This is a genomic window from Domibacillus sp. 8LH (assembly GCF_038806185.1).
Lineage (GTDB): Bacteria > Bacillota > Bacilli > Bacillales > Domibacillaceae > Domibacillus > Domibacillus indicus_A.
Window position 1 is genome coordinate 511,377 of the sequence record NZ_JAVJNG010000002.1, and the last position, 19,267, is coordinate 530,643.

The 19,267-nt window shown below is 45.8% G+C and carries 17 protein-coding genes and 1 riboswitch; of the genes, 16 read left to right on the plus strand and 1 reads right to left on the minus strand.

Annotated elements, in window-relative coordinates:
- Window positions 1–33: 33 nt before the first annotated feature.
- The 13 genes from RG959_RS05915 to RG959_RS05975 all read left to right on the plus strand — a co-directional run bounded on the left by RG959_RS05915 (window position 34) and on the right by RG959_RS05975 (window position 15,266).
- On the plus strand, window positions 34–2,211 hold the full coding sequence (locus tag RG959_RS05915; RefSeq protein WP_342796336.1) for a hypothetical protein: 2,178 nt from the start codon (window positions 34–36) through the stop codon (window positions 2,209–2,211).
- Window positions 2,208–2,492 (plus strand): EscU/YscU/HrcU family type III secretion system export apparatus switch protein, encoded by a 285-nt coding sequence (locus RG959_RS05920; RefSeq protein WP_342796337.1) that lies wholly within the window; start codon window positions 2,208–2,210, stop codon window positions 2,490–2,492. Before RG959_RS05915 ends, RG959_RS05920 begins: the two co-directional genes overlap by 4 nt.
- A gap of 43 nt (window positions 2,493–2,535) precedes the next feature.
- Window positions 2,536–2,973, plus strand: a complete 438-nt coding sequence (locus RG959_RS05925) for a flagellar export chaperone FliS (protein ID WP_342796338.1) — start codon at window positions 2,536–2,538, stop codon at window positions 2,971–2,973.
- A 3-nt stretch (window positions 2,974–2,976) separates the two neighbouring features.
- The gene (locus RG959_RS05930) at window positions 2,977–3,789 is read left to right on the plus strand and encodes a flagellin N-terminal helical domain-containing protein (RefSeq protein ID WP_342796339.1); all 813 of its coding nucleotides are present in this window, start codon (window positions 2,977–2,979) and stop codon (window positions 3,787–3,789) included.
- A 19-nt stretch (window positions 3,790–3,808) separates the two neighbouring features.
- On the plus strand, window positions 3,809–4,246 hold the full coding sequence (locus tag RG959_RS05935) for a YaaR family protein (RefSeq protein WP_309088969.1): 438 nt from the start codon (window positions 3,809–3,811) through the stop codon (window positions 4,244–4,246).
- A gap of 14 nt (window positions 4,247–4,260) precedes the next feature.
- Entirely contained in the window at window positions 4,261–4,701 is a 441-nt protein-coding gene (locus RG959_RS05940; RefSeq protein ID WP_342796340.1) for a flagellar protein FlgN, read from the plus strand.
- A gap of 11 nt (window positions 4,702–4,712) precedes the next feature.
- The gene (gene flgK / locus RG959_RS05945) at window positions 4,713–6,275 is read left to right on the plus strand and encodes a flagellar hook-associated protein FlgK (protein WP_342796341.1); all 1,563 of its coding nucleotides are present in this window, start codon (window positions 4,713–4,715) and stop codon (window positions 6,273–6,275) included.
- An 18-nt stretch (window positions 6,276–6,293) separates the two neighbouring features.
- A complete protein-coding gene (gene flgL, locus RG959_RS05950) occupies window positions 6,294–7,196 on the plus strand; it encodes a flagellar hook-associated protein FlgL (RefSeq protein WP_342796342.1) in 903 nt (300 codons plus the stop codon).
- A gap of 15 nt (window positions 7,197–7,211) precedes the next feature.
- Window positions 7,212–7,772 carry a DUF6470 family protein gene (locus RG959_RS05955; protein WP_342796343.1) on the plus strand — a complete coding sequence of 187 codons (561 nt, stop codon included), beginning with the start codon at window positions 7,212–7,214 and terminating at the stop codon, window positions 7,770–7,772.
- Between the two features lie 12 nt (window positions 7,773–7,784).
- On the plus strand, window positions 7,785–8,219 hold the full coding sequence (fliW, locus tag RG959_RS05960; RefSeq protein WP_342796344.1) for a flagellar assembly protein FliW: 435 nt from the start codon (window positions 7,785–7,787) through the stop codon (window positions 8,217–8,219).
- Between the two features lie 3 nt (window positions 8,220–8,222).
- Window positions 8,223–8,450, plus strand: coding sequence for a carbon storage regulator CsrA (gene csrA / locus RG959_RS05965; protein ID WP_342796345.1), 228 nt, complete (start codon window positions 8,223–8,225; stop codon window positions 8,448–8,450).
- 420 nt (window positions 8,451–8,870) lie between these two features.
- Window positions 8,871–9,695 (plus strand): flagellin N-terminal helical domain-containing protein, encoded by an 825-nt coding sequence (locus RG959_RS05970; RefSeq protein ID WP_342796346.1) that lies wholly within the window; start codon window positions 8,871–8,873, stop codon window positions 9,693–9,695.
- Between the two features lie 291 nt (window positions 9,696–9,986).
- Window positions 9,987–10,081, plus strand: a riboswitch (cyclic di-GMP riboswitch).
- Window positions 10,082–10,163: 82 nt separating this feature from the next.
- Entirely contained in the window at window positions 10,164–15,266 is a 5,103-nt protein-coding gene (locus RG959_RS05975; protein ID WP_342796347.1) for an OmpL47-type beta-barrel domain-containing protein, read from the plus strand.
- 34 nt (window positions 15,267–15,300) lie between these two features.
- Here the strand turns inward: RG959_RS05975 and RG959_RS05980 are convergent, their stop codons facing one another.
- The gene (locus RG959_RS05980; RefSeq protein ID WP_342796348.1) at window positions 15,301–15,975 is read right to left on the minus strand and encodes a hypothetical protein; all 675 of its coding nucleotides are present in this window, start codon (window positions 15,973–15,975) and stop codon (window positions 15,301–15,303) included.
- 155 nt (window positions 15,976–16,130) lie between these two features.
- Here RG959_RS05980 and RG959_RS05985 point away from each other — a divergent pair, with 155 nt between their 5' ends.
- The 3 genes from RG959_RS05985 (at window position 16,131) to RG959_RS05995 (ending at window position 19,243) form a co-directional block, all read left to right on the plus strand.
- Window positions 16,131–17,168, plus strand: coding sequence for a PTS sugar transporter subunit IIC (locus RG959_RS05985; protein ID WP_342796349.1), 1,038 nt, complete (start codon window positions 16,131–16,133; stop codon window positions 17,166–17,168).
- Between the two features lie 87 nt (window positions 17,169–17,255).
- Window positions 17,256–17,873 carry a histidine phosphatase family protein gene (locus tag RG959_RS05990; RefSeq protein ID WP_342796350.1) on the plus strand — a complete coding sequence of 206 codons (618 nt, stop codon included), beginning with the start codon at window positions 17,256–17,258 and terminating at the stop codon, window positions 17,871–17,873.
- Between the two features lie 191 nt (window positions 17,874–18,064).
- On the plus strand, window positions 18,065–19,243 hold the full coding sequence (locus RG959_RS05995; protein WP_342796351.1) for an S-layer homology domain-containing protein: 1,179 nt from the start codon (window positions 18,065–18,067) through the stop codon (window positions 19,241–19,243).
- Window positions 19,244–19,267 lie beyond the last annotated feature (24 nt).

The window sequence follows — 19,267 nt, forward strand, 5'->3', positions numbered from 1 at the left end:
TTTATGTATAGACCAAGGAAAGGAGACCGACTGATGAAGATTCAGCCACAATTGGCACCCTCACCAAGTCAAACAGCGCCCGCAGCCGTTCAAGGAGAAACGAAAGCAGCGCCATCGTCAAACACCGCCCCCGCCGCATCCGCACCGAGTATGGACAAGCAGCCTGCGGAACTCGCGGTATTTACCCAAAAAGGAGTTACCCTTACAAAAGAAGCCGCACAGGCTGTTCAAACGTTTATGGAAATAGCACCGGGAACAGAAGCGGACAAGCTTGCGACAGTCAAAGCTCTAGCGGATAAGGGAATCATGCCGTCTGAGGCATCACTCAAAGCAGTTCATGCCGCACTGACGGGTACGCCGTTTGGCAGACAGGCAGCCGAGTGGCTGGCGCAGTCGGGCATCGAATTTCCAGAAAACATCCGCGCGGCAATCGATAAAGCATTGCAGCTTGGCAGGACGCAGGAAGCCATTACTGCGATAAAATCTTCGCCGCTTCCCGAGCAGGTTGTGAAGCAAATTGAAGTATTGGTGAAGCAGACAAGCTCGCCTGCCCAGCTGGTTCAGGCATTAAAAAACCTCGCGGCCGAGCAGAATATCCCGGCTGCCCGGCTGATCGAGCGGGCAGGCGCTATTCAAGCAGAAACGATTCAAAACACGGCTAAGCAAAAACTTGGAGAAGCATTGAACGCACTGTTAAAGCAGCAGCCAGCCGATACGCTCCTTCAAGCGCTCGTCCAAAAGCTCGATCAAAATGGTTCCCTGGAGGAAATTGTCCAGGCACTGCGCACCTCTTTTACTGGAAATCGTACCGCTGTTTTGAAACCCGTCGCAGAAGCCCTGCAGCTGGCTGACCTGGCAAAGGAACGAGTAACGGGCACTTTGCAGCCGTCAGGCATTGTCCTGCCGGAAACAGATGAAACGGAGCCGTCTCTGCCGCAAAGAGCAGCGGCTATGATCCAAAAAGAACCCTCTTTTGAGCGGGTCGCTGCTTTTGTAAGAGATACTCTGCCGGAATTAAGGGAAACAGTTGAGAGGGCAGAGACACTAGCTGCATCAGGAAAAGAGCTCGCTGCACGCGGTGAATTGATGAAAGCTGTTGAACCGCTCATTCCGCCTTCTGCTGCAAGCGAGAGGGCCAGTCTGCCGGAGGATTTATTTGCTCACGTGCCGCCTGCTTCCAAAACGGTTGTGATGACGACGATTACCGAAAAAATGTCACAGTCGGCGATTGATTTTAAACAATTCAAGCGGGACATTGTACGCAATTTGCAGACCGCTGAACTGCTCGTTAAAACGCCGCAGCAGGCAAAGCCGGTCGTGGAAACCGCCATTAAAACATTGGATAACGCCATTTTAAAGGGCAATTTTATGCTATTTACTGATATGAAAACAGAAAAAGAGCTGATGCAGGCATCCCAACAGCTCGCAGATGCACGCAAGCTGCTTGCTAAAGGTGATACGCAGGCTGCAGCCCGGATTGTATCAGAGGTAAAGGTACTGATCGATAAAGTAACCTTTAAACCATCTGATGCCCGTGTTGTTCATATGGCCACGCAGGAGCTGGCCGATACGCCGCAGCGCCATTTGGCAGGAGCTATGGCGGGCCTTTATGATACGCCAGGCGCCCGCAGCGCTTTTGAACTGGTCCGGGCGGCTGGCTTGAACTATGAGCATGAGCAGTCTGCCGCGCTGTTAAAAGGAAAAGCGGAAGTGCCGAATGCCGTGAAGCAGGCACTGCTTGCCACGATGAGCAGCCAGTCCGGCGATCAGGCCGCTTCCACCTTAACCGGCCAGCAGCTTTTAAGCAAACCGGAAACCGGCCTGCAATCGATGATGATGTCCCTGCCGTTTTTACTGGGCGGCCAGGCGGATAACGTGAATGTGTTTATCCGCTCAAAAAATGGCGGCCAGCAGGTAGACTGGGAAAACTGCTCACTTCACTTCTTGTTTGAAACAAAAAAACTCGGACCGGTCGGCATGACCATCACAGCCGCCGACCGCAACCTTTCTTTAAAAGTACAAAACGACCAGGAAGGCTTTGAGCAAAAAATGGCGCCGCTCGCTGCCGTGCTCAAAAACCGGCTTTCCGATATCGGCTACCGGGTTGGAGCGGTTCAGTTCGGTCCGTTTGCTCAAGAAGAAAAGAGAGGGACAGCTGTGAAGCAGGCAGCCGCCGCTGCTTCCACGAAAGGGTTTGATTTGACGATATGAGTTATTACAATCAAATAAAGCGCCGGAAAGTAAATGGTCCGTCTGCCGCGGTTATCCGCTATGAAGAAGGAAGTGCGCCAACAGTTGTTGCGCAGGGAAAAGGCGCGCTCGCTTCAAAAATTTTGGAACTTGCCAGCCAGCATGGCATTCCGATGGAGCAGGATTCGTCACTCCTGTCAGAGCTGATCGATATTGATCTTGGTGATTCGATTCCGCCTCAATTGTATTCGGTCATTGCCGAAATGCTTATTTTAATCGAAGAAATGGAATCTACGTATTAAAATTCGGCAAATGTTGCCGATACACTCACATGAGGTGACAAATGTGATCACAAAAGAAATGATTTATCAAAAAACACCACAGCAAATTACAACCCTTTTATATGAAGCAGGACTGACGCAATTTGACCATGCGATCGCTTTTTTAGCAGAAAAAAAATATGCAGAAGCCAACAAGGCGATGCAGAAAATTAACGATATTACGGAGCGGCTCGGCGCCGGCTTGAACTATGAAGCGGGCATTATCGCCGACCAGCTCGATCATGTATATAACTTTATTGCTGACACCGTCGTTCAAGCCAATTTATACAAAGATGCCGAAAAACTTCAGCAGGCACGCCAGCTTTTCGAAACGATTGCGGAGGCATGGAACGAAGCGTTAAAAGCGGCACCGGCCAAGCCGGCTGCACGCAAAAGAAATGCGTATGAACAAAACATTTTTGTCGAAGCCAGACCGGCCAATACATTTGAAACGGGGAACTGATCAATGAGAATTAACCATAACATTCAAGCATTGAATGCGTACCGTAACTTGGGAAATACAAACAATGCCACATCGAAAAGTCTTGAAAAGCTGTCATCCGGTCTTCGCATTAACCGGGCAGCGGACGACGCAGCAGGCCTTGCTATTTCAGAGAAAATGCGTTCACAGGTACGCGGCTTAGATATGGCTGAGCGCAACTCACTCGATGCGATCTCGCTTATTCAAACAGCTGAGGGAGCGCTTGCGTCTACACATGATATTCTGCAGCGGATGCGCGAGCTTGCGGTACAAGCCTCAAACGATACATTGGAAAATACAGACCGCCAGGCCATTCAAGACGAAGTAACAGCTCTGACAGCTGAAATTAACCGGATTGCCGAGACGACAGAATTTAACCAGAAAAAATTGTTGAATGGTGAGTTACAAGAGGCGACTTTCCAAATTGGTGCCAATGCTGATCAGACACTGTCACTTTCTATTGGCAATATGGATGCCACGACAATTGGAGCAGGCGGCTTAGACTTTTCTACAAACGGTGGCGCTCAGGATGGAATTAGCGCAATTGATACAGCCATTGCAAAAGTTTCAGAGCAGCGAAGCAAGCTGGGTGCCGTTCAAAACCGCTTAGAGCATACCATTACAAACTTGCAGACAGCGAATGAAAACCTAACAGCGGCAGAATCACGTATCCGCGACTTGGATATGGCAGAGGAAATGACCCAGTTTACGAGAAATAACATTTTGAACCAGGCAGGACAAGCGATGCTTGCACAGGCGAATCAGCTTCCACAAGGTATCCTGCAGCTTCTTCAATAATCGAACGGAGTGAATGATGATGGAAATCCAGCGCGTAAATAGAGTTTCCGCGTCCCGGGCCGAAAGAAAAGAAGAAACAGCAAAAGCATCTGTGACATTCACGGATGTGATCGCAAACAAACGTCAAAATGCTGTACTTGAAAAAATGAACGGCATGATGAAAGAGATTGAGGCGCAGGGAGAAAAACTCTCCGAGCACCGAACCATTGACGACTTGCGCAAATACAAAAAAATGGTCAAAGAATTTATGCAGCAAGCGGTAGACAGCGGTCTGCAGCTGGAAGAACAGCGAGGCTTTAACCGCCGCGGCCGGACGAAGGTTTATAAAATTGTGAAAGAAGTAGACAGCCGTCTCACCCAGCTTGCCAATGACGTCATTAATAAAGAAAAATCACAGCTTGATATTTTAAGCAAAGTTGGGGAAATTCAAGGATTGTTAGTTAATATTTACACGTAAAAAGGGGGAGCGTCATGCTCATCGAAACGCTCGAAAAACAGCTGGCGCTTCATAAAAGCCTGCTTGCGTTAGCACAGGCGAAAACAGAAGCGGTCAAGCAAAACAAGATGGACGAATTGAACCGGATTGTCCGGGATGAACAAAAACATGTTAGTGCCATCACAATACTGGAGAAGAAACGAACGGAGCAATCAGGCCAAACGTTAACCGAGCTACTGCCGTCTCTTTCAACAGAAGAACAGAGAAAAGTCGAAGAACTTCGCGGCCAATTAGTAGGGGTGCTGGGGGAACTGCAACATACGAACCGGCTCAATGAAGAGCTCCTGGACCAGTCGCTTCAATTCGTTCACCTGCAGCTTGACCTGCTTGCCCCGCCGGAAGCAGGGAATTATGCAGCGGATGGGGAATCAAACCAGCCGCCGTCAACTGGACCCATTTTTGACTCGAAAGCATAGGAGAGAAGAATATGAGATCAACCTTTATGGGGCTGGAAACAGCCAAGCGCGGCATGTTTACCCAGCAAAGTGCCCTCTATACAACCGGGCATAACATTTCAAATGCGAACACACCGGGCTACTCACGCCAGCGTGTAAACTTTCAAACGACAACTCCTTACCCGGCTGTCGGCTTAAATCGTCCAAATATTCCCGGCCAAATGGGAACAGGTGTAGAAGCAGGCTCCGTGCAGCGTATACGGGACGCTTTTGTTGATGTGCAGTACCGCAATGAAAACAACAAGCTTGGCTACTGGAGCGAGCGGGCAGATGCGCTTACGAAAGTCGAAGACATTATCAATGAACCGTCCGAGCAGGGGCTTGCCAAAACCTTTAATGAATTGTGGGATTCCCTGCAGACGCTTGGCGGCTCGCCAACAAATGACGGGGCCCGCAGTGTCGTAATCGAACGGCTGCAGTCTGTGACTGAAACATTTAATTATATGCATGACTCACTGAAGGCAATGAAAGACGATTACGGCAATCAGCTGGATGTGACCGAGAAAGCAGTCAATTCCATTCTGTCGCAAATTAATGATGTAAATCAGCAAATCAAAGAAACCGAGCCGAATGGCTATTTGCCAAATGATTTGTACGACAAGCGGGATGCGCTTGTGGATGAGCTGTCTCAGTATGTCAATATTTCAATTGAACGTGTTCCGAACGGCGGCAACTCTCTGCCTATCGCGGAAGGAACGTATAAAATCCTTTTAGCAGATGCAAACGGCTCAGCAACAACAAATGAACTCGTGAATGGAGAAGGCTACACGCAGCTTGATATTCAAACAGACGGTGACAAAGTTACGCAAATTGTATTTGCCAGCTATACAAAAGACGGAGCGGCTGGCGGAAATGCTTATAGCGGCACGGCCGCCATCTCCGGAACAAAAGACGCGGTTACCTTTTCAAGAGGGGAAATCCGCGCATTAATTGAAGCATATGGCTACAGTGACGGCACGAAAACAGTTGGGATGTACTCGAATATGCTTTCCGATTTAAATACACTGGCTGAAGCTTTCGTATCAAAATTTAATGAAGTAAACAGCGCCGGTAAACGAACGGACGGTACAGCACCGGGAGCTATTTTAGAAATCACAGATACGGCAAATGCTGCTGGAAGCATTCAGCTTGTAGCAGGCACAACCGGCAAAGATATTGGCGCTTCTGAAAACGGCGAAGCAGGAGATGGGGCCAATGCTTATAACCTGGCGAATATCTTTACCGATAAAAGTTTAATTGTGACGGACAATACTACAACGCCTGAGACAACGACTTCAATTAATGAATTTTTTGAGGCAGTTATTGGACGTCTTGGCGTAGATTCTCAGCAGGCCAGCCGCACGGCGACAAACGTGGAAGTGCTGCGTACATCTGCCGAAACAAACCGTAACTCTATTTCGGCGGTATCACTGGATGAGGAAATGACCAACTTGATTCAATTCCAGCATGCTTATAACGGCGCTGCCCGTATGATTACAGTAGTAGATGAAATGCTTGATAAAATTATTAACGGCATGGGTACAGGCGGCCGTTAATAGAGGAGTGAAAAAACAATGCGTGTAACACAATCGATGTTGTCCGGCAATTCTTTGAAAAGCCTGCAGACGAGCCTGGCTCGTCTTGATCAATTAAATACACAGGTCTCTACACAGAAAAAAATCACAAAGCCTTCTGATGACCCGGTAACGGCGATGAAAGGAATCGTATATCGCCGCAGTTTATCGGAGGTTGAGCAGTACCAGCGCAACTTCAGCGAAGCGTATAACTGGGTAGAGACGTCAGACTCTGCTTTAGATAAAGCCAAGCTTGCACTGGACCGTATTCGTGAATTAACCGTTGAAGTGTCGAATGATACGTATGACGCACAGCAGCGCCAGGCGGCCGGCGCAGAGATCAAGCAGCTGAAAGAGCACTTAGTCGAAATTGCCAATACAAAGTTCAATGACCAATATTTATTTAACGGTACAAAAACAACGACACAGCCATTTAACGACGATGGGACAGTCAGTGCAGACGGGTTGAGTACTGGGAAAGTAGAACTAGAGCTGTCAAAAGGGGTTATGATTCAAGTTAATATCGATGTAAGCAGTGTGTTTGGGGCATCCAATAGTTCGGGAGAGTCCGTATTTGATACGATTGACCGGCTTACTACACAGCTTGATACAGATACAACAACAGGAAAAGACTTAACCGGGTTTTTAAGCACGCTTGATACCCATATTTCTTCTAACACAACGGCCCGTGCCGAAATTGGGGCGAGGTATAACCGCATCGAATTGATGGAAGCGCGCATGGCTGAGCAGCAAGTCGTCGCGTCACGAATTATGTCCGAAAACGAAGACGTAGACTTTGAGAAAGTAGTGACAGAGTTAACGACTCAGGAAACCGTTCATAAAGCGGCGCTCTCTGTTGCCTCACGAATTATTCAGCCGACATTGATGGATTATCTCCGTTAATAGGAGGGGCGAGCGATGCAGATTACAACGCTTGATTATACGATTAAGAATGCCAGACTGGGTATTCAAACAACTCCGGCCAAGCAGTCGATTCAGCAGCCGGGTGCCACGCTCGATATTCGCCAGCCGAAAGCGGAAATGACGATCGAAACAACTCCGGGCCAGCTTCGGATTGACCAGTCCCAGGCATTTGCCGAAGCGGGACGGAAAGATGTTTTTCAATTAACACGCGAAGCCGCAGCAAAAGCGCGCCAGCAGGCACTTGAAGGCACAGGGCGCCGTGCGATGGAAGGCAGAGAGCTTGCTGATATCCATACAGGAGCAAACGCTATCCAGCAGCAGGCCCAGCGTGCATCCACCCGCAATTTTGAAACAGGATTAGCCTGGATTCCATCCCATGGCAGTGTTAAAATTGATTACCAGGTAGGGGATGTAACAATCAACGTGCAAACGCACCAGGTTGAAAACAACACCCGGGCCAACAAGCCAATCATTCACTATCAGCCAGGTGAGGTTCGCTTCCAGATGAACCAATATCCGTCCGTCCACTTTCAGGCGGTCAATAAAACGATTTAAAGGATGATCAACGTGAAGATCGAAACGAAATACCACGGTGAAAAAGAAATCAAAAACGAAGATATTATTACTTTTTCAAGCGGCATTCCAGGCTTTGAATCGGAAAAGGAATTTACTCTGCTGTCATTTCCAGACAACGATGTTTTCTATGCCCTTCAATCGATTTCTACACCAAGCTTAAGCTTTGTCGTCACAGATCCATTTTCCTTTTTTATTGACTACAACGTACAAATTGATGACGCAACGATTGAAGCTTTGTCGATTGAGAAGGAAGAAGACGTCACGCTCTTAAACATTTTAACGGTGCGTGACCCATTTGAAGAAACGACCGCCAACTTGCAGGCTCCGCTTGTCATTAACAAAAAAACAAACAGCGCCCGCCAGCTTATTTTAACCGGCACACCGTATGAAACACGCCACAGCTTGTTCCAGGCAAAGGAGGCGTAACCCATGCTCGTTTTAACACGAAAGTCCGGTGAATCGCTGATGATCGGTGATGACATTGAAATCACCGTTATCTCCGTTTCCGGCGATCAAGTAAAAATAGGTATTAATGCACCAAAGCATATCGATATCCACCGGAAAGAAATTTACGTGCAGATCGGCAATGAAAACAAATCCGCTTCTGCCGGCGTAACAGACATATCCGGCCTTTTCAAACTCCCGCCATTAAAATAATGGATGGGAGTTTTTTTATTAAAAGCATCTTTTCAATACAGAAATTAGTCCTCTCTATAATCAAGAAAATAGCATATTCCTCGGCTTCCTTACTTGTATTTTCTTCCTACTATTCATTAGCTATTTTTTATTTTTAATACTTCCTAATCGTTAGAAAACCAGCAATAACTTTGTTTTTTAATTTAAGATGTTTATGGAATTCTACCTAGTCCGTCAATCTCAAATAATAAAATAATCATTTCACAAATTTGCCAAAAAAATAATAAAAAACAATTAAAAATCTATTAAACATTTCCTTAATAGGACGATAATAGTAGTGTAAGCAAAAAGGAACGGGGCGGCCGACCTGGAACGGATTGCTGAACAAATGAAAGACTGTTCACACGGATGTGAACAGCTATACTCAAGGAGGAAATTATAATGATTATCAATCACAATATGTCAGCAATTAACACACATCGTCAGTTAGGCAGTGCAGCAAATGCACAAGCAAAAAACATGGAAAAATTATCTTCAGGTATGCGTATCAACCGTGCTGGAGATGACGCAGCAGGTCTTGCAATCTCTGAAAAAATGCGTGGACAAGTTCGTGGCTTGGACCAAGCATCTCGTAACGCTCAAGATGGTATCTCAATGATTCAAACTGGTGAAGGTGCACTGAACGAAACTCATGCTATTCTTCAACGTATGCGTGAACTTGCAGTGCAATCTGCTTCCGATACAAATACAGCAGACGATAGAGCACAAATCCAAAAAGAAAATGCTGATCTAATTGAAGAAATTGATCGTATTGCAACTACTACTGAATTTAACACGCAAAAACTTTTAGATACTACAGGCGGAACTAGTGGTGCTTTTGATTTCCAAATCGGAGCTAATGCTGATCAAAAACTAACTGTCACTTTTGCTGATATGCAAGCTGCCGCTCTTGGTGTAGATGGTGTTGATCTTGGTGCAGATGCAGCGACTTCATCAACAGCTATTACAACTATTGATGATGCAATTAAATTAGTTTCAGATGAGCGTTCGCAATTGGGTGCGAAACAGAATCGTTTAGAGCATACAATCAACAACTTAAATACATCTTCTGAAAACTTGACGGCGGCTGAATCTCGTATCCGTGACGTAGACATGGCAAAAGAAATGATGTCTTCTACTAAGAATGGTATCCTTTCTCAAGCAGCACAAGCAATGCTTTCTCAAGCAAACCAAGCACCACAAGGTGTTCTTCAGCTTCTTCGTTAATCTTCGCCCCGCGGCTTAGATTAGCTAAAAAGCAAGAGACTCTGGATGATTTCAGAGTCTCTTTTTTGTGTATTAAGTTATTTGTAAACTATCTATTTTATATCTTTAAACTTTTTACAGTCTTTTTCTCTGTACAATCCATTAAAATTCCTTCGTATAAAATTATTTTAGCTCAGTATAACAATAGTTCCTTCTGGTTACTTGGAATCTTCATTTTTTATTTTTATGTGACTTTTTAGCTATACAATGCGTATATAACCTCTTATAATAGACTTATATCACAGAAAAACCAAGTGAAAAAGGCAAACTATGGGAAACCACAGGACGCAAAGCCATGGGCCTGTGTCATGTTGATTAGTTAACATGATTGGCAGCCGGTTGCCGCAAGGGATCATAGTCTCATAGACGGATGAACCTTGTTAAGGTTCATTTTTTATTTGGTTTAAAAAAGAAAGGTGAGACTTTTGTATGAATAAACAGGTGGGTAGGAAGTTGTCAGTTCTGGCTGTTCTTCTGCTTATACTTCAATTGGTGTCTCCGGCGATCAATGCGTTGGCTGCAACAAATAGCAGCATGCTGCCGCCGAGTAATCTGGCTGCGCAGATGGTGACACCGGATGATGTGAAGTTAACATGGAGTACCGTTTATGGAGTAACAGGATATCAAGTATATGAAATTAAGGATGGGCAGTTGACCCTTCTCGGAAAGACGACAGCTGCGAGTTACAGTTTGAATGATATGGAGGAAGGGTCCTATCGTTATGTGGTCTCTACCTTAAGCGCTGATGGAGAATCGGGTCCTTCTGCGCCGGTAACGGTGGAAGTCGTCTATCCAGAAATGGCAGCGCCGGCTTCTTTGACACAAACGATCAAAAATGGGAATGACGTGGTTCTAAGCTGGGGCGCATCCGCTTATGCAGAAAAGTATAATGTGTATCAAACTTCAGAGGATGGCGGGCAAACCCTTGTTGCGTCTACAACCGAAAGAACGTATACCGTAACAAATGCGTCTGAAGGAAACAAAACGTACACTGTTTCAGCGATCAATTCATTATATGGCGAATCGCCGCTGTCTGAGTCTGTACAGGCAGAAGTGGTGCATCCCGTTATGACGGCACCAGCCGGCTTCACATACACAGTAGCAAACGGGAATGATGTAATATTCAAATGGAGTGCTGTTCCATATGCAACAAACTACAAGATTTATCAAATTGTTGATGGAGAATCAGTGTTGAAAAGCACATCAGCAACGACAACGGCAACATTAACGAATGTCCCTGCAGGTGACTATACGTATGAGATACGGGCTAACAGTGAACGCTTTGGCGAGTCAGCTGAAAGCAGCAAGCTGTCTGTAACAGTCGGTTCTGTAACAATGGCGGCGCCGGGAAATTTTGCTTTTAAAATTCAAAATACAAATGATGTAGTCTTTACTTGGGGAAGTGTGCCAAACGCAACGGGCTACAAAGTATATCAAATTGTCGATGGCGAAAAAGTACTAAAAAGCACAGTGACAGGCACTGCTGTAACCTATACGAAAGTTCCAGCGGGCGATTATGTATATGAAGTATATTCGTACAGCGACCGCTTTGGCGAATCAGCTGAAGGCAGCCGCGTTTCGTTAACAGTGGAGGGGGTTGCTCTTGAGACACCCCAAAATGCTGCTTATAAAATTCAAAACGGCAATGATATTGCTTTAAGCTGGAGCAGTGTGGCAAATGCAACAAACTACAAAGTGTACCAAATTGTCGATGGCGAAAAAGTATTAAAAAGTACAGTTACAGGCACTGCTGTAACATATACGAATATGAATGCTGGCGAGTACACGTATGAAGTGCATGCTTACAGCGACCGCTTCGGAGAATCAGCGGAAGGCGGAAAGGTATCCTTTACATTAGAACAAGTGATTATGCCAGCACCAGCAAATTTCGTATCCACCGTGAAAAATGGCAACGATATTGCGTTAACTTGGGAGACTGTGCCGTACGCAACCGGCTATAAAGTATACCAAATTAGTGCTTCGGGGCAGAAAACGTTAAAAAGTACTGTAACTACTGGTACGACAATAACATATGGAAATCAGCCGGAGGGTGACTATAAATATGAAGTCCACTCTTACTCCAGCCGCTTCGGCGAGTCTGTAGAAGGAAGCAGTCTTTCTCTTTCGCTCGTCCATCCGGTTATGCAGGCACCAGCCAATTTAAAAGAAACAATCAAGTCTAATACTTCTTTTACACTATCATGGGATGCAGCAGATTATGCAACAAGCTATAAAGTGTACCAAGTGATCAATGGCCAGAAAACATTGAAGAGTACTGTAACAAGCCCGACTGCTACGTATTCGAACATGCCTGCGGGTGAGTACACATACGTGGTTCATGCAGTTTCTTCACGCTTTGGTGAATCGGCAGAAGGAGCAAAAGCAACCTTTACGTTAGCAGGCGCCACGATGCAGGCACCAACAAATGCAACCTCTACTATTTTAAATGGAAACGATATCCGTCTTAGCTGGACGGCTGCAACAAATGCAACAAGCTATAAAATTTATCAAGTAGTGGACGGACAAAAAGTATTGAAGAGTACTGTAACGAGCACTTCTGCTACGTATTCAAATCTGCCAGCCGGGAATTATCAATATCTTATCCATTCTTACTCTGCTACACATGGGGAATCAGAGGCAGGATCAGAGGTTAACGTTGAATTAGTTCACCCAGTTATGCAGGCGCCAGAGGATGTAAAATATCAATTCCAAAACGGCAATGATTTGAAATTAAGCTGGTCCGCTTCTGCTTATGCAACGAGCTATAAAGTATATGAAGTAATTAACGGCGAGAAAGTGCTGAAAGCAACCGTTTCTTCTCCAACGGCTGTCGTTCCGAGAATTACATTCGGTCAGCATCAATATATTGTTCATTCCGTCAGCACGCGCTTTGGAGAATCAACTGAAGGAAGTCAAATCGATGTAACAATGAACGAATACACGATGCAGGCACCGGAAAACGTAACGAGCAGCATTGTAAATGGAAATGATATTGCCTTGAAGTGGAATGCTGCTACTTACGCAACAGCGTATAAAGTGTATCAAGTGCAGGGCGACGAACGGCAGCTTGTTAGGACGGTAACGGGAACAGCTACAACGTTCACAAACGTAAAAGAAGGCGACTACACGTATGAAATTTATTCTTACAGCAACCGCTTTGGAGATTCACCGGAAGCCGGTCAAGTTTCCTTGAACGTTACTCATCCAATTATGCAGGCACCGGGGAATGCGACTCATTCGATTTCAAACGGCAACGACATTGTCTTGAAATGGACCGCGTCAACCTATGCAACAGCATATAACATTTATCAAGTTCAAGATGGCCAGAAGAAATTAATCAAAACGGTAACGGGTACTTCTTTGTCTCTTACTAACATGGCTGAAGGTGACTATACGTACGAGGTTCATTCTTATAGCAGCCGCTTTAATGAATCACCGGAAGGAAGCACCATTAAGTTTACATTAACATGGCCCGTTGTACAGCCGCCGCAAGCAGCCGCTACTGTATTTAACGCCAATAATATGACTCTTACTTGGAAAGCTGTTACATGGGCTAACGAATATCGCGTATATCAAATCACAAATGGTGAGAAAAAACAGATTTACAAAGGAAACGTGCTGTCATATAAAGTGTACAACCTGACAGAAGATACGCATTCTTTTGAAGTAACTGCCTACAATACACGCTTCGGCGAATCGAAGCCTTCTGAGCAAGTTACGGAGAAAATCGTGTATCCGGTCATGCAAGCTCCGGAAGCAACTCTTACGTTAACAAGCGACACAAGCGCCCGTATTGTCTGGGATTTTGTGACGTATGCGAATGGCTATAACATTTATGAGCTCGTAAATGGAGAGCCAGTATTGGTAGCAGAAAAAGTAAATAACCTGTCTTACACAGTTTCTAATCTGTCATATGCAAATCATGAATACTTCGTCACATCTTACAGCAACTCGTTCGGTGAATCTGACCGCTCAAACGTTGTACTGGCAAAGTTGATCGTCGATACGGAAGCGCCAGTTACGAAAGCGGAAGCACCAGCGGGCTGGACGAATCAAAAAGCTTCTATTGCGTTGTCCGCAACGGACAATGAAACAGGCGTCGTCGGCACGTACTACTCAGTAGACGGCAGCGAATACAAATCGGGTACGTCTTTCACAATTGAAGGAGAAGGCGTGCATAACATTTCTTTCTACTCGGTTGATAAAGTAGGCAACAAAGAAACCGCTCAAACCATTGAAGTGAAGATTGACCAAACGTCTCCTGTGACAAAAGCGGAAGCGCCAGCAGGCTGGAGCAAAGAAAATGCAGCAGTCAAACTGGCAGCCACTGATGAAGCAAGCGGCGTTGCACAAACGTTCTATTCTATTAATGGATCTGATTATACAGAGGGTGCGACGGTTATCGTTGAAAAAGAGGGCGTTCACAGCATTTCTTACTTCTCTGTCGATAAAGCAGGAAACAAAGAGGAAGCAAAAACGATTGAAGTGAAGGTCGATCAAACAGCCCCTGTGACAAAAGCAGATGCAGCAGAGGCATGGAGCAAGGAAGATGTCGCAGTGAAACTAGCAGCGTCTGACGAAGCAAGCGGCGTAGCGCAAATCTTCTATTCTATTAATGGTACTGAGTACACAGAAGGCACATCTTTCACTGTAGAGAAAGAAGGAGTGAACAAGGTTTCTTTCTATTCTGTAGACAAAGCGGGCAATAAAGAAGCCGTCCAAACGATTGAAGTAAAAGTCGATAAAACGGCACCTGTTACGCAATCTGATGCTTCAGATCAATGGTTGAAAGAAGATGCGACGATTCATTTAACTGCAACAGACCATACAAGCGGTGCGGCCAAAACATATTACTCCATTGATGGATCGGCGTATAAAGAAGGAACAAGCTTCACCATTAATAAAGAAGGTATCACGACTGTTTCATTCTATACGATAGACCAAGCCGGAAATACGGAAGAAGCTAAAACGATCGAAGTGAAGATCGATAAAACGGCTCCAGTCGTATCTATGAATCTATCGGAAGAATATGCACTTGGCGCTTCGCTGGATTTAGCTTATAAAGCAGAGGATGCAACCTCTGATATTACGGTTGAAACATTAACATTTAATGGCCAAATATATCAAAACGGCGATGATGTTAAACTAAGCCAGCCGGGTACTTACACAGCGTCTGTGACGATTACAGACGAAGCGGGCTGGACAACAACAGTTGAGAAAACCATTGTTGTGTACATTCCAGCTTCTATTGATGTAAACCCAGGTGTGATCAAGCAAAATACTGGGGTGATCACTGTTCAGGTAACAGTGCCAAAAGAATTCAATCCAGCCGGGTTCGATCTTAGCAGCGCTCAACTAAACGGCGTTTCTGCTAATAACGGAACGAATGGACTGGAGCAGCAGGCGAAAAAAGGACAGTTCAAGTTTAACCGGGAAGAATTTACCTGGAAGCCTGGAACTGCCAAAGCAGAATTCCGCGGCATGCTGAATGGCTACCTTGTCGTTGGAAGCAAAAACGTCGAAATTAAATAGGTTTATGTAAGGTCCTGGCCCAGCCAGGACCTTTTTATTTGGTCTGCGGCTCGGCCCTTTGATTGTTTCCTTGAAACCAGGCTGTTGCCAAAAGTGACACAATGAGCACCAGCTCAAACAAGTTTGTCACAGCCCCGCTCTCAATCGGCAGCTGCACAGCACTTCCCACAATCATCACAAGCGAACCAACGAAGAACCATATCCATCCTTGCTTTCGCCATATCACAATGGAAGCAGCCAGCAGCACAACGGAAACGACTAAGACCATAAGCGGCGGCCCGCTCGATGGCTCGGCATTTGTATAGCTTAATGTCCCGTATTCCCATCTCGGCTGGAGCGAAAGGCCGCGTACTTCTGTGAGTAATTCAAGCAGCACAAGCGCTATAGTCAAAACGATTGCTGTTAAGCGAATCCAGGCTGTCTGCGCCCAAGAAATGCCTGTTTGCTTCAACGTCATCCACGCATACAAAACGAGCAGCGGAGTAAACAAAGCATGCAGCCAGAAGCGGGCAGCGTTCAGTGCTTCTAGTGCAGCACCTTCACCGATGAAGCGCCCGGCGGCAATGATGCTATTATCATAAACAAGCCCGGCAATAACAGGCAGCAGAAGAACTGCGTTTACTATGCGCCTTTTCTTAAATAAACGCAGAGCAAAAATAAAAAGAATAAGATAAGCAGCGGCAAAAAAGCTGAATAAAAAGGTATCCATATAGTCTCCTTTTTCTTTTATGTTTTACCTTTTCCACCAAAATCAAACCACTTCGCTTTAACGCTTATATGCGGTAAAGCGTTAAAAAATTCGTTGCTTTCTTCCAGAATATTGTATACAATTTTAACAACATCGAGAGTAAGGAGACTGGCAGAATGAAAGATTTTTTCAGTAAGCTGTTAACAGGGATGAGCATGGGGATTGTAGTGGCATTGATTCCGAATGCGCTGCTGGGTGAAATTTTGAAGCTGATTATTCCGCATGCACCAGCGCTGCAGTCCGTGCTGGACATGACGGTGATCGCGATGAGTTTATTGCCGATTTTAATTGGCGTCATGGTCGGGATGATGTTTAAGTTAACACCCATTCAAACAGCAAGCGTCGGCATTGCGGCGATGGTCGGCGGCGGGTCGGTGCAGCAGACGGCTGAAGGATTGTTTGCCCTGAATGGCATTGGCGTTGTCATCAATACAGGCTTAACGGCAGCTTTGTCGGTTCTGTTCGTACAATGGATCGGCGGGCGGTTAAAGGAGTATTCGATTTTACTAATGCCAACGCTTTGTATTTTAGTGCCGGGTATGATTGGTTTAATGACCCTTCCGTATGTGAAGTCGTCAGCAGGTGTAGTGGGTGTAGCAGTGGATAACGTAACTACATGGCAGCCGGTGTTAATGGGGGCAATTATTGCAGTTATTTTTTGTTTGATTATTTTATCTCCTATTTCAACGGTTGGTGTCGCGACGGTCATTATGCTGTCAGGCGTTGGATCGGGTGCAGCAAACCTTGGCGTTGTAGCGGCAGGTGTCGGCTTTGCGATTGCCAGCTACCGGGCGAATTCATTAGGCACCGCACTGGCACATGTGCTTGGTTCACCGAAAATTCAAATGCGCAACTTTTTTATGAAGCCGAAAATCGGGCTGCCGATGCTGATTACAGCAGCAGTTCTGGGCGCGCTGGCGGGCATGCTGAATGTGCAGGGAACGCCGTACAGTGCCGGTTTTGGGTTGTCCGGCCTGGTCGGTCCGCTGAACTACATTCACTTAGCGGAGGGCGGCTGGTCGGCAAAAAATATATCGGTTATGCTCAGCTTGTTTTTAGTGCTGCCGGTTGTATTGAACCTTGGCCTCATTTATGTGTTTGCAAGAAAACTAAAAATGATCAAAGCAGACGATTATAAACTGCAATTTGATTAAGAAGAAAGCGGCCAAATGATTGGCTGCTTTTTTCATTGTGGAGAAGAGTGCACAATGGTATGCTTTTGGAAAAAAGGGGGGCTGCTTATGATTCATCTTGTACGCCACGGAGAATCAGAATGGAATGCGCTCGGACGCCTGCAGGGGCAGAGGGACATTGGGCTGAGTGAAGAAGGAAGAAAACAGGCAGCCGCACTGGGCGGCTATTTTGAACGGGAAGGTATTTCGTTTGATTATGTGTTTTCAAGTGATTTGGACCGCGCCTTTCAAACAGCGAAGCTTGCGACGGCCTGGATGCCGGTTGAATCGATCACCGCAAGCCGGCTGCTCAGGGAGCGATTTTACGGAGAGCTTCAGGGACAGCTGCTCACCGATATCCTGGAGCAAGTGCCGAATTATGCGGATAATTTCGGCATTCCGATGACACATGGCATGGAATCGATAGAAGATATGCAGGAGCGGATGGTAAAGGTACTCACTATGATATCAAAAGAAACAAATGGAGCGCCTGCTCTCGTCGTTACGCACGGTGGAGCCATCAATGCCCTCGTTCATAAGCTGACAGACGGGCAGGCCGGCACCGGGCGAGGCAAAATTGATAATACGTCCATCACAAGAATTGCCTGGGACGGTAAAAAGCTGTCGGTGGTATCGGTCAATGAAACGCCTCACTTAAAAGAGGTCCGGGATACATTTGAAGGATAAAAAAGGATATCTTCCTGGAAGATATCCTTTTTGTTCTAGTTCGATAAAACTTTTTAACTATTACTATATCACTGAAAAGGGAATTATAGTATAATTTGGATGTCCGTTGCCGGGGGGCAGAACGAACGGAAAGAGCTGCCGGTCCAGCTTTTGCTGGCTGGCAGCCATCATAATAGGAAAGAGGGGTTCAGGTGAAAAAGTACTCATTTATGACGATTTTAGCAGCGCTATTGATTGGGTTATCAGCAACACAGGCAAACGCGGCGACTTTTACCGACGTACCGTCAACGCATTGGGCTGCAAAAGAAATTTCCTACTTGAGTGACCGCGGCATTATTAAAGGCGGTTCAAACGGAAAGTACAATAAAGACGCTTCTGTTACAAAAGCGCAGGCAGCTGCCATTTTAGTGCGGGCAAAAAAGCTTTCGCTCACAAACGTTCCGAATCCTGGATTTTCAGATGTGCCGACATCTCACCCTTTTTATAAAGAAATCGCTGCAGCGGTAAACGCAGGCTGGTTTTCAAAAGGAACATCGTTTCAGCCGGACAATCAGCTGAAGCGGGTAGAGATGGCCAAAATTACACAGCTGGCTTTTGGCATCAAGGGATCTGTACCGGTGCAGTGGGAAGATATGAACACGTCTTACTCCGGCAATACATACATAACGCCGCTTCTGGCAAGCGGTATTACATCCGGCTATACCTCCACAACGTTTAACCCGTCCGCCAAAGTAACACGTGCCCAGTTTGCGGTATTTGTAGCACGTGCGATGAATGCGAACTTCCGTTTAAAAGTGGTGAATTATCCGAAACGGGCAGCAGAGGATATTTATTACCCTCAGTTTGCAGACACAACGAACCAGCATGATTTTTCTTACTTGAACAGCTACTTCCGCGAAGCAGGAGCCGATCTTGTGGCACAGCGGAATGACATTATGGAGCTGGCTCAAGAGGATGATTATCTAGGTGAATACTATGAATTTGTTGTGGACTACACGGTGCCGCGGGCTGATTTGAATTATATCAGTGTGCTATTCGAAAGCTTTGAGTATACAGGTGGTGCGCATGGATATGAGCAGCTTTTTGCGGATAACTATGAGGTAAAAAGCGACTCGTTTATCTCACTGGATGATTTAGCTACACAGTATTATTACGAGGACAATGTAATTGACCGGATTAACGCGCAGGCGTATGCAATGCAAAACAGAGGACAAATTGGATCTTGGGATGGACTTTATAGCTTGGATGAACACAAATATCAATTTTACATGAAACAAAATGGGTTCGTGATGTTCTTTAATCCATATGAATACGGTCCATATTCAGACAGCATTCGTCAATTTACAATGCCATACTCATTAATCCGTTAAGGGAAAAAAGCGTTCAGGGCACAA

Coding starts and splice junctions, on each gene's coding strand:
- flgL (WP_342796342.1), top strand. CDS start 6,294: ATGCGTGTAACACAATCGATGTTGTCCGGCAATTCTTTGAAAAGCCTG.
- RG959_RS05940 (WP_342796340.1), top strand. CDS start 4,261: ATGCTCATCGAAACGCTCGAAAAACAGCTGGCGCTTCATAAAAGCCTG.
- RG959_RS05920 (WP_342796337.1), top strand. CDS start 2,208: ATGAGTTATTACAATCAAATAAAGCGCCGGAAAGTAAATGGTCCGTCT.
- csrA (WP_342796345.1), top strand. CDS start 8,223: ATGCTCGTTTTAACACGAAAGTCCGGTGAATCGCTGATGATCGGTGAT.
- RG959_RS05975 (WP_342796347.1), top strand. CDS start 10,164: ATGAATAAACAGGTGGGTAGGAAGTTGTCAGTTCTGGCTGTTCTTCTG.
- RG959_RS05990 (WP_342796350.1), top strand. CDS start 17,256: ATGATTCATCTTGTACGCCACGGAGAATCAGAATGGAATGCGCTCGGA.
- RG959_RS05935 (WP_309088969.1), top strand. CDS start 3,809: ATGGAAATCCAGCGCGTAAATAGAGTTTCCGCGTCCCGGGCCGAAAGA.
- RG959_RS05970 (WP_342796346.1), top strand. CDS start 8,871: ATGATTATCAATCACAATATGTCAGCAATTAACACACATCGTCAGTTA.
- flgK (WP_342796341.1), top strand. CDS start 4,713: ATGAGATCAACCTTTATGGGGCTGGAAACAGCCAAGCGCGGCATGTTT.
- RG959_RS05930 (WP_342796339.1), top strand. CDS start 2,977: ATGAGAATTAACCATAACATTCAAGCATTGAATGCGTACCGTAACTTG.
- RG959_RS05985 (WP_342796349.1), top strand. CDS start 16,131: ATGAAAGATTTTTTCAGTAAGCTGTTAACAGGGATGAGCATGGGGATT.
- RG959_RS05915 (WP_342796336.1), top strand. CDS start 34: ATGAAGATTCAGCCACAATTGGCACCCTCACCAAGTCAAACAGCGCCC.
- RG959_RS05980 (WP_342796348.1), bottom strand. CDS start 15,975: ATGGATACCTTTTTATTCAGCTTTTTTGCCGCTGCTTATCTTATTCTT.
- RG959_RS05955 (WP_342796343.1), top strand. CDS start 7,212: ATGCAGATTACAACGCTTGATTATACGATTAAGAATGCCAGACTGGGT.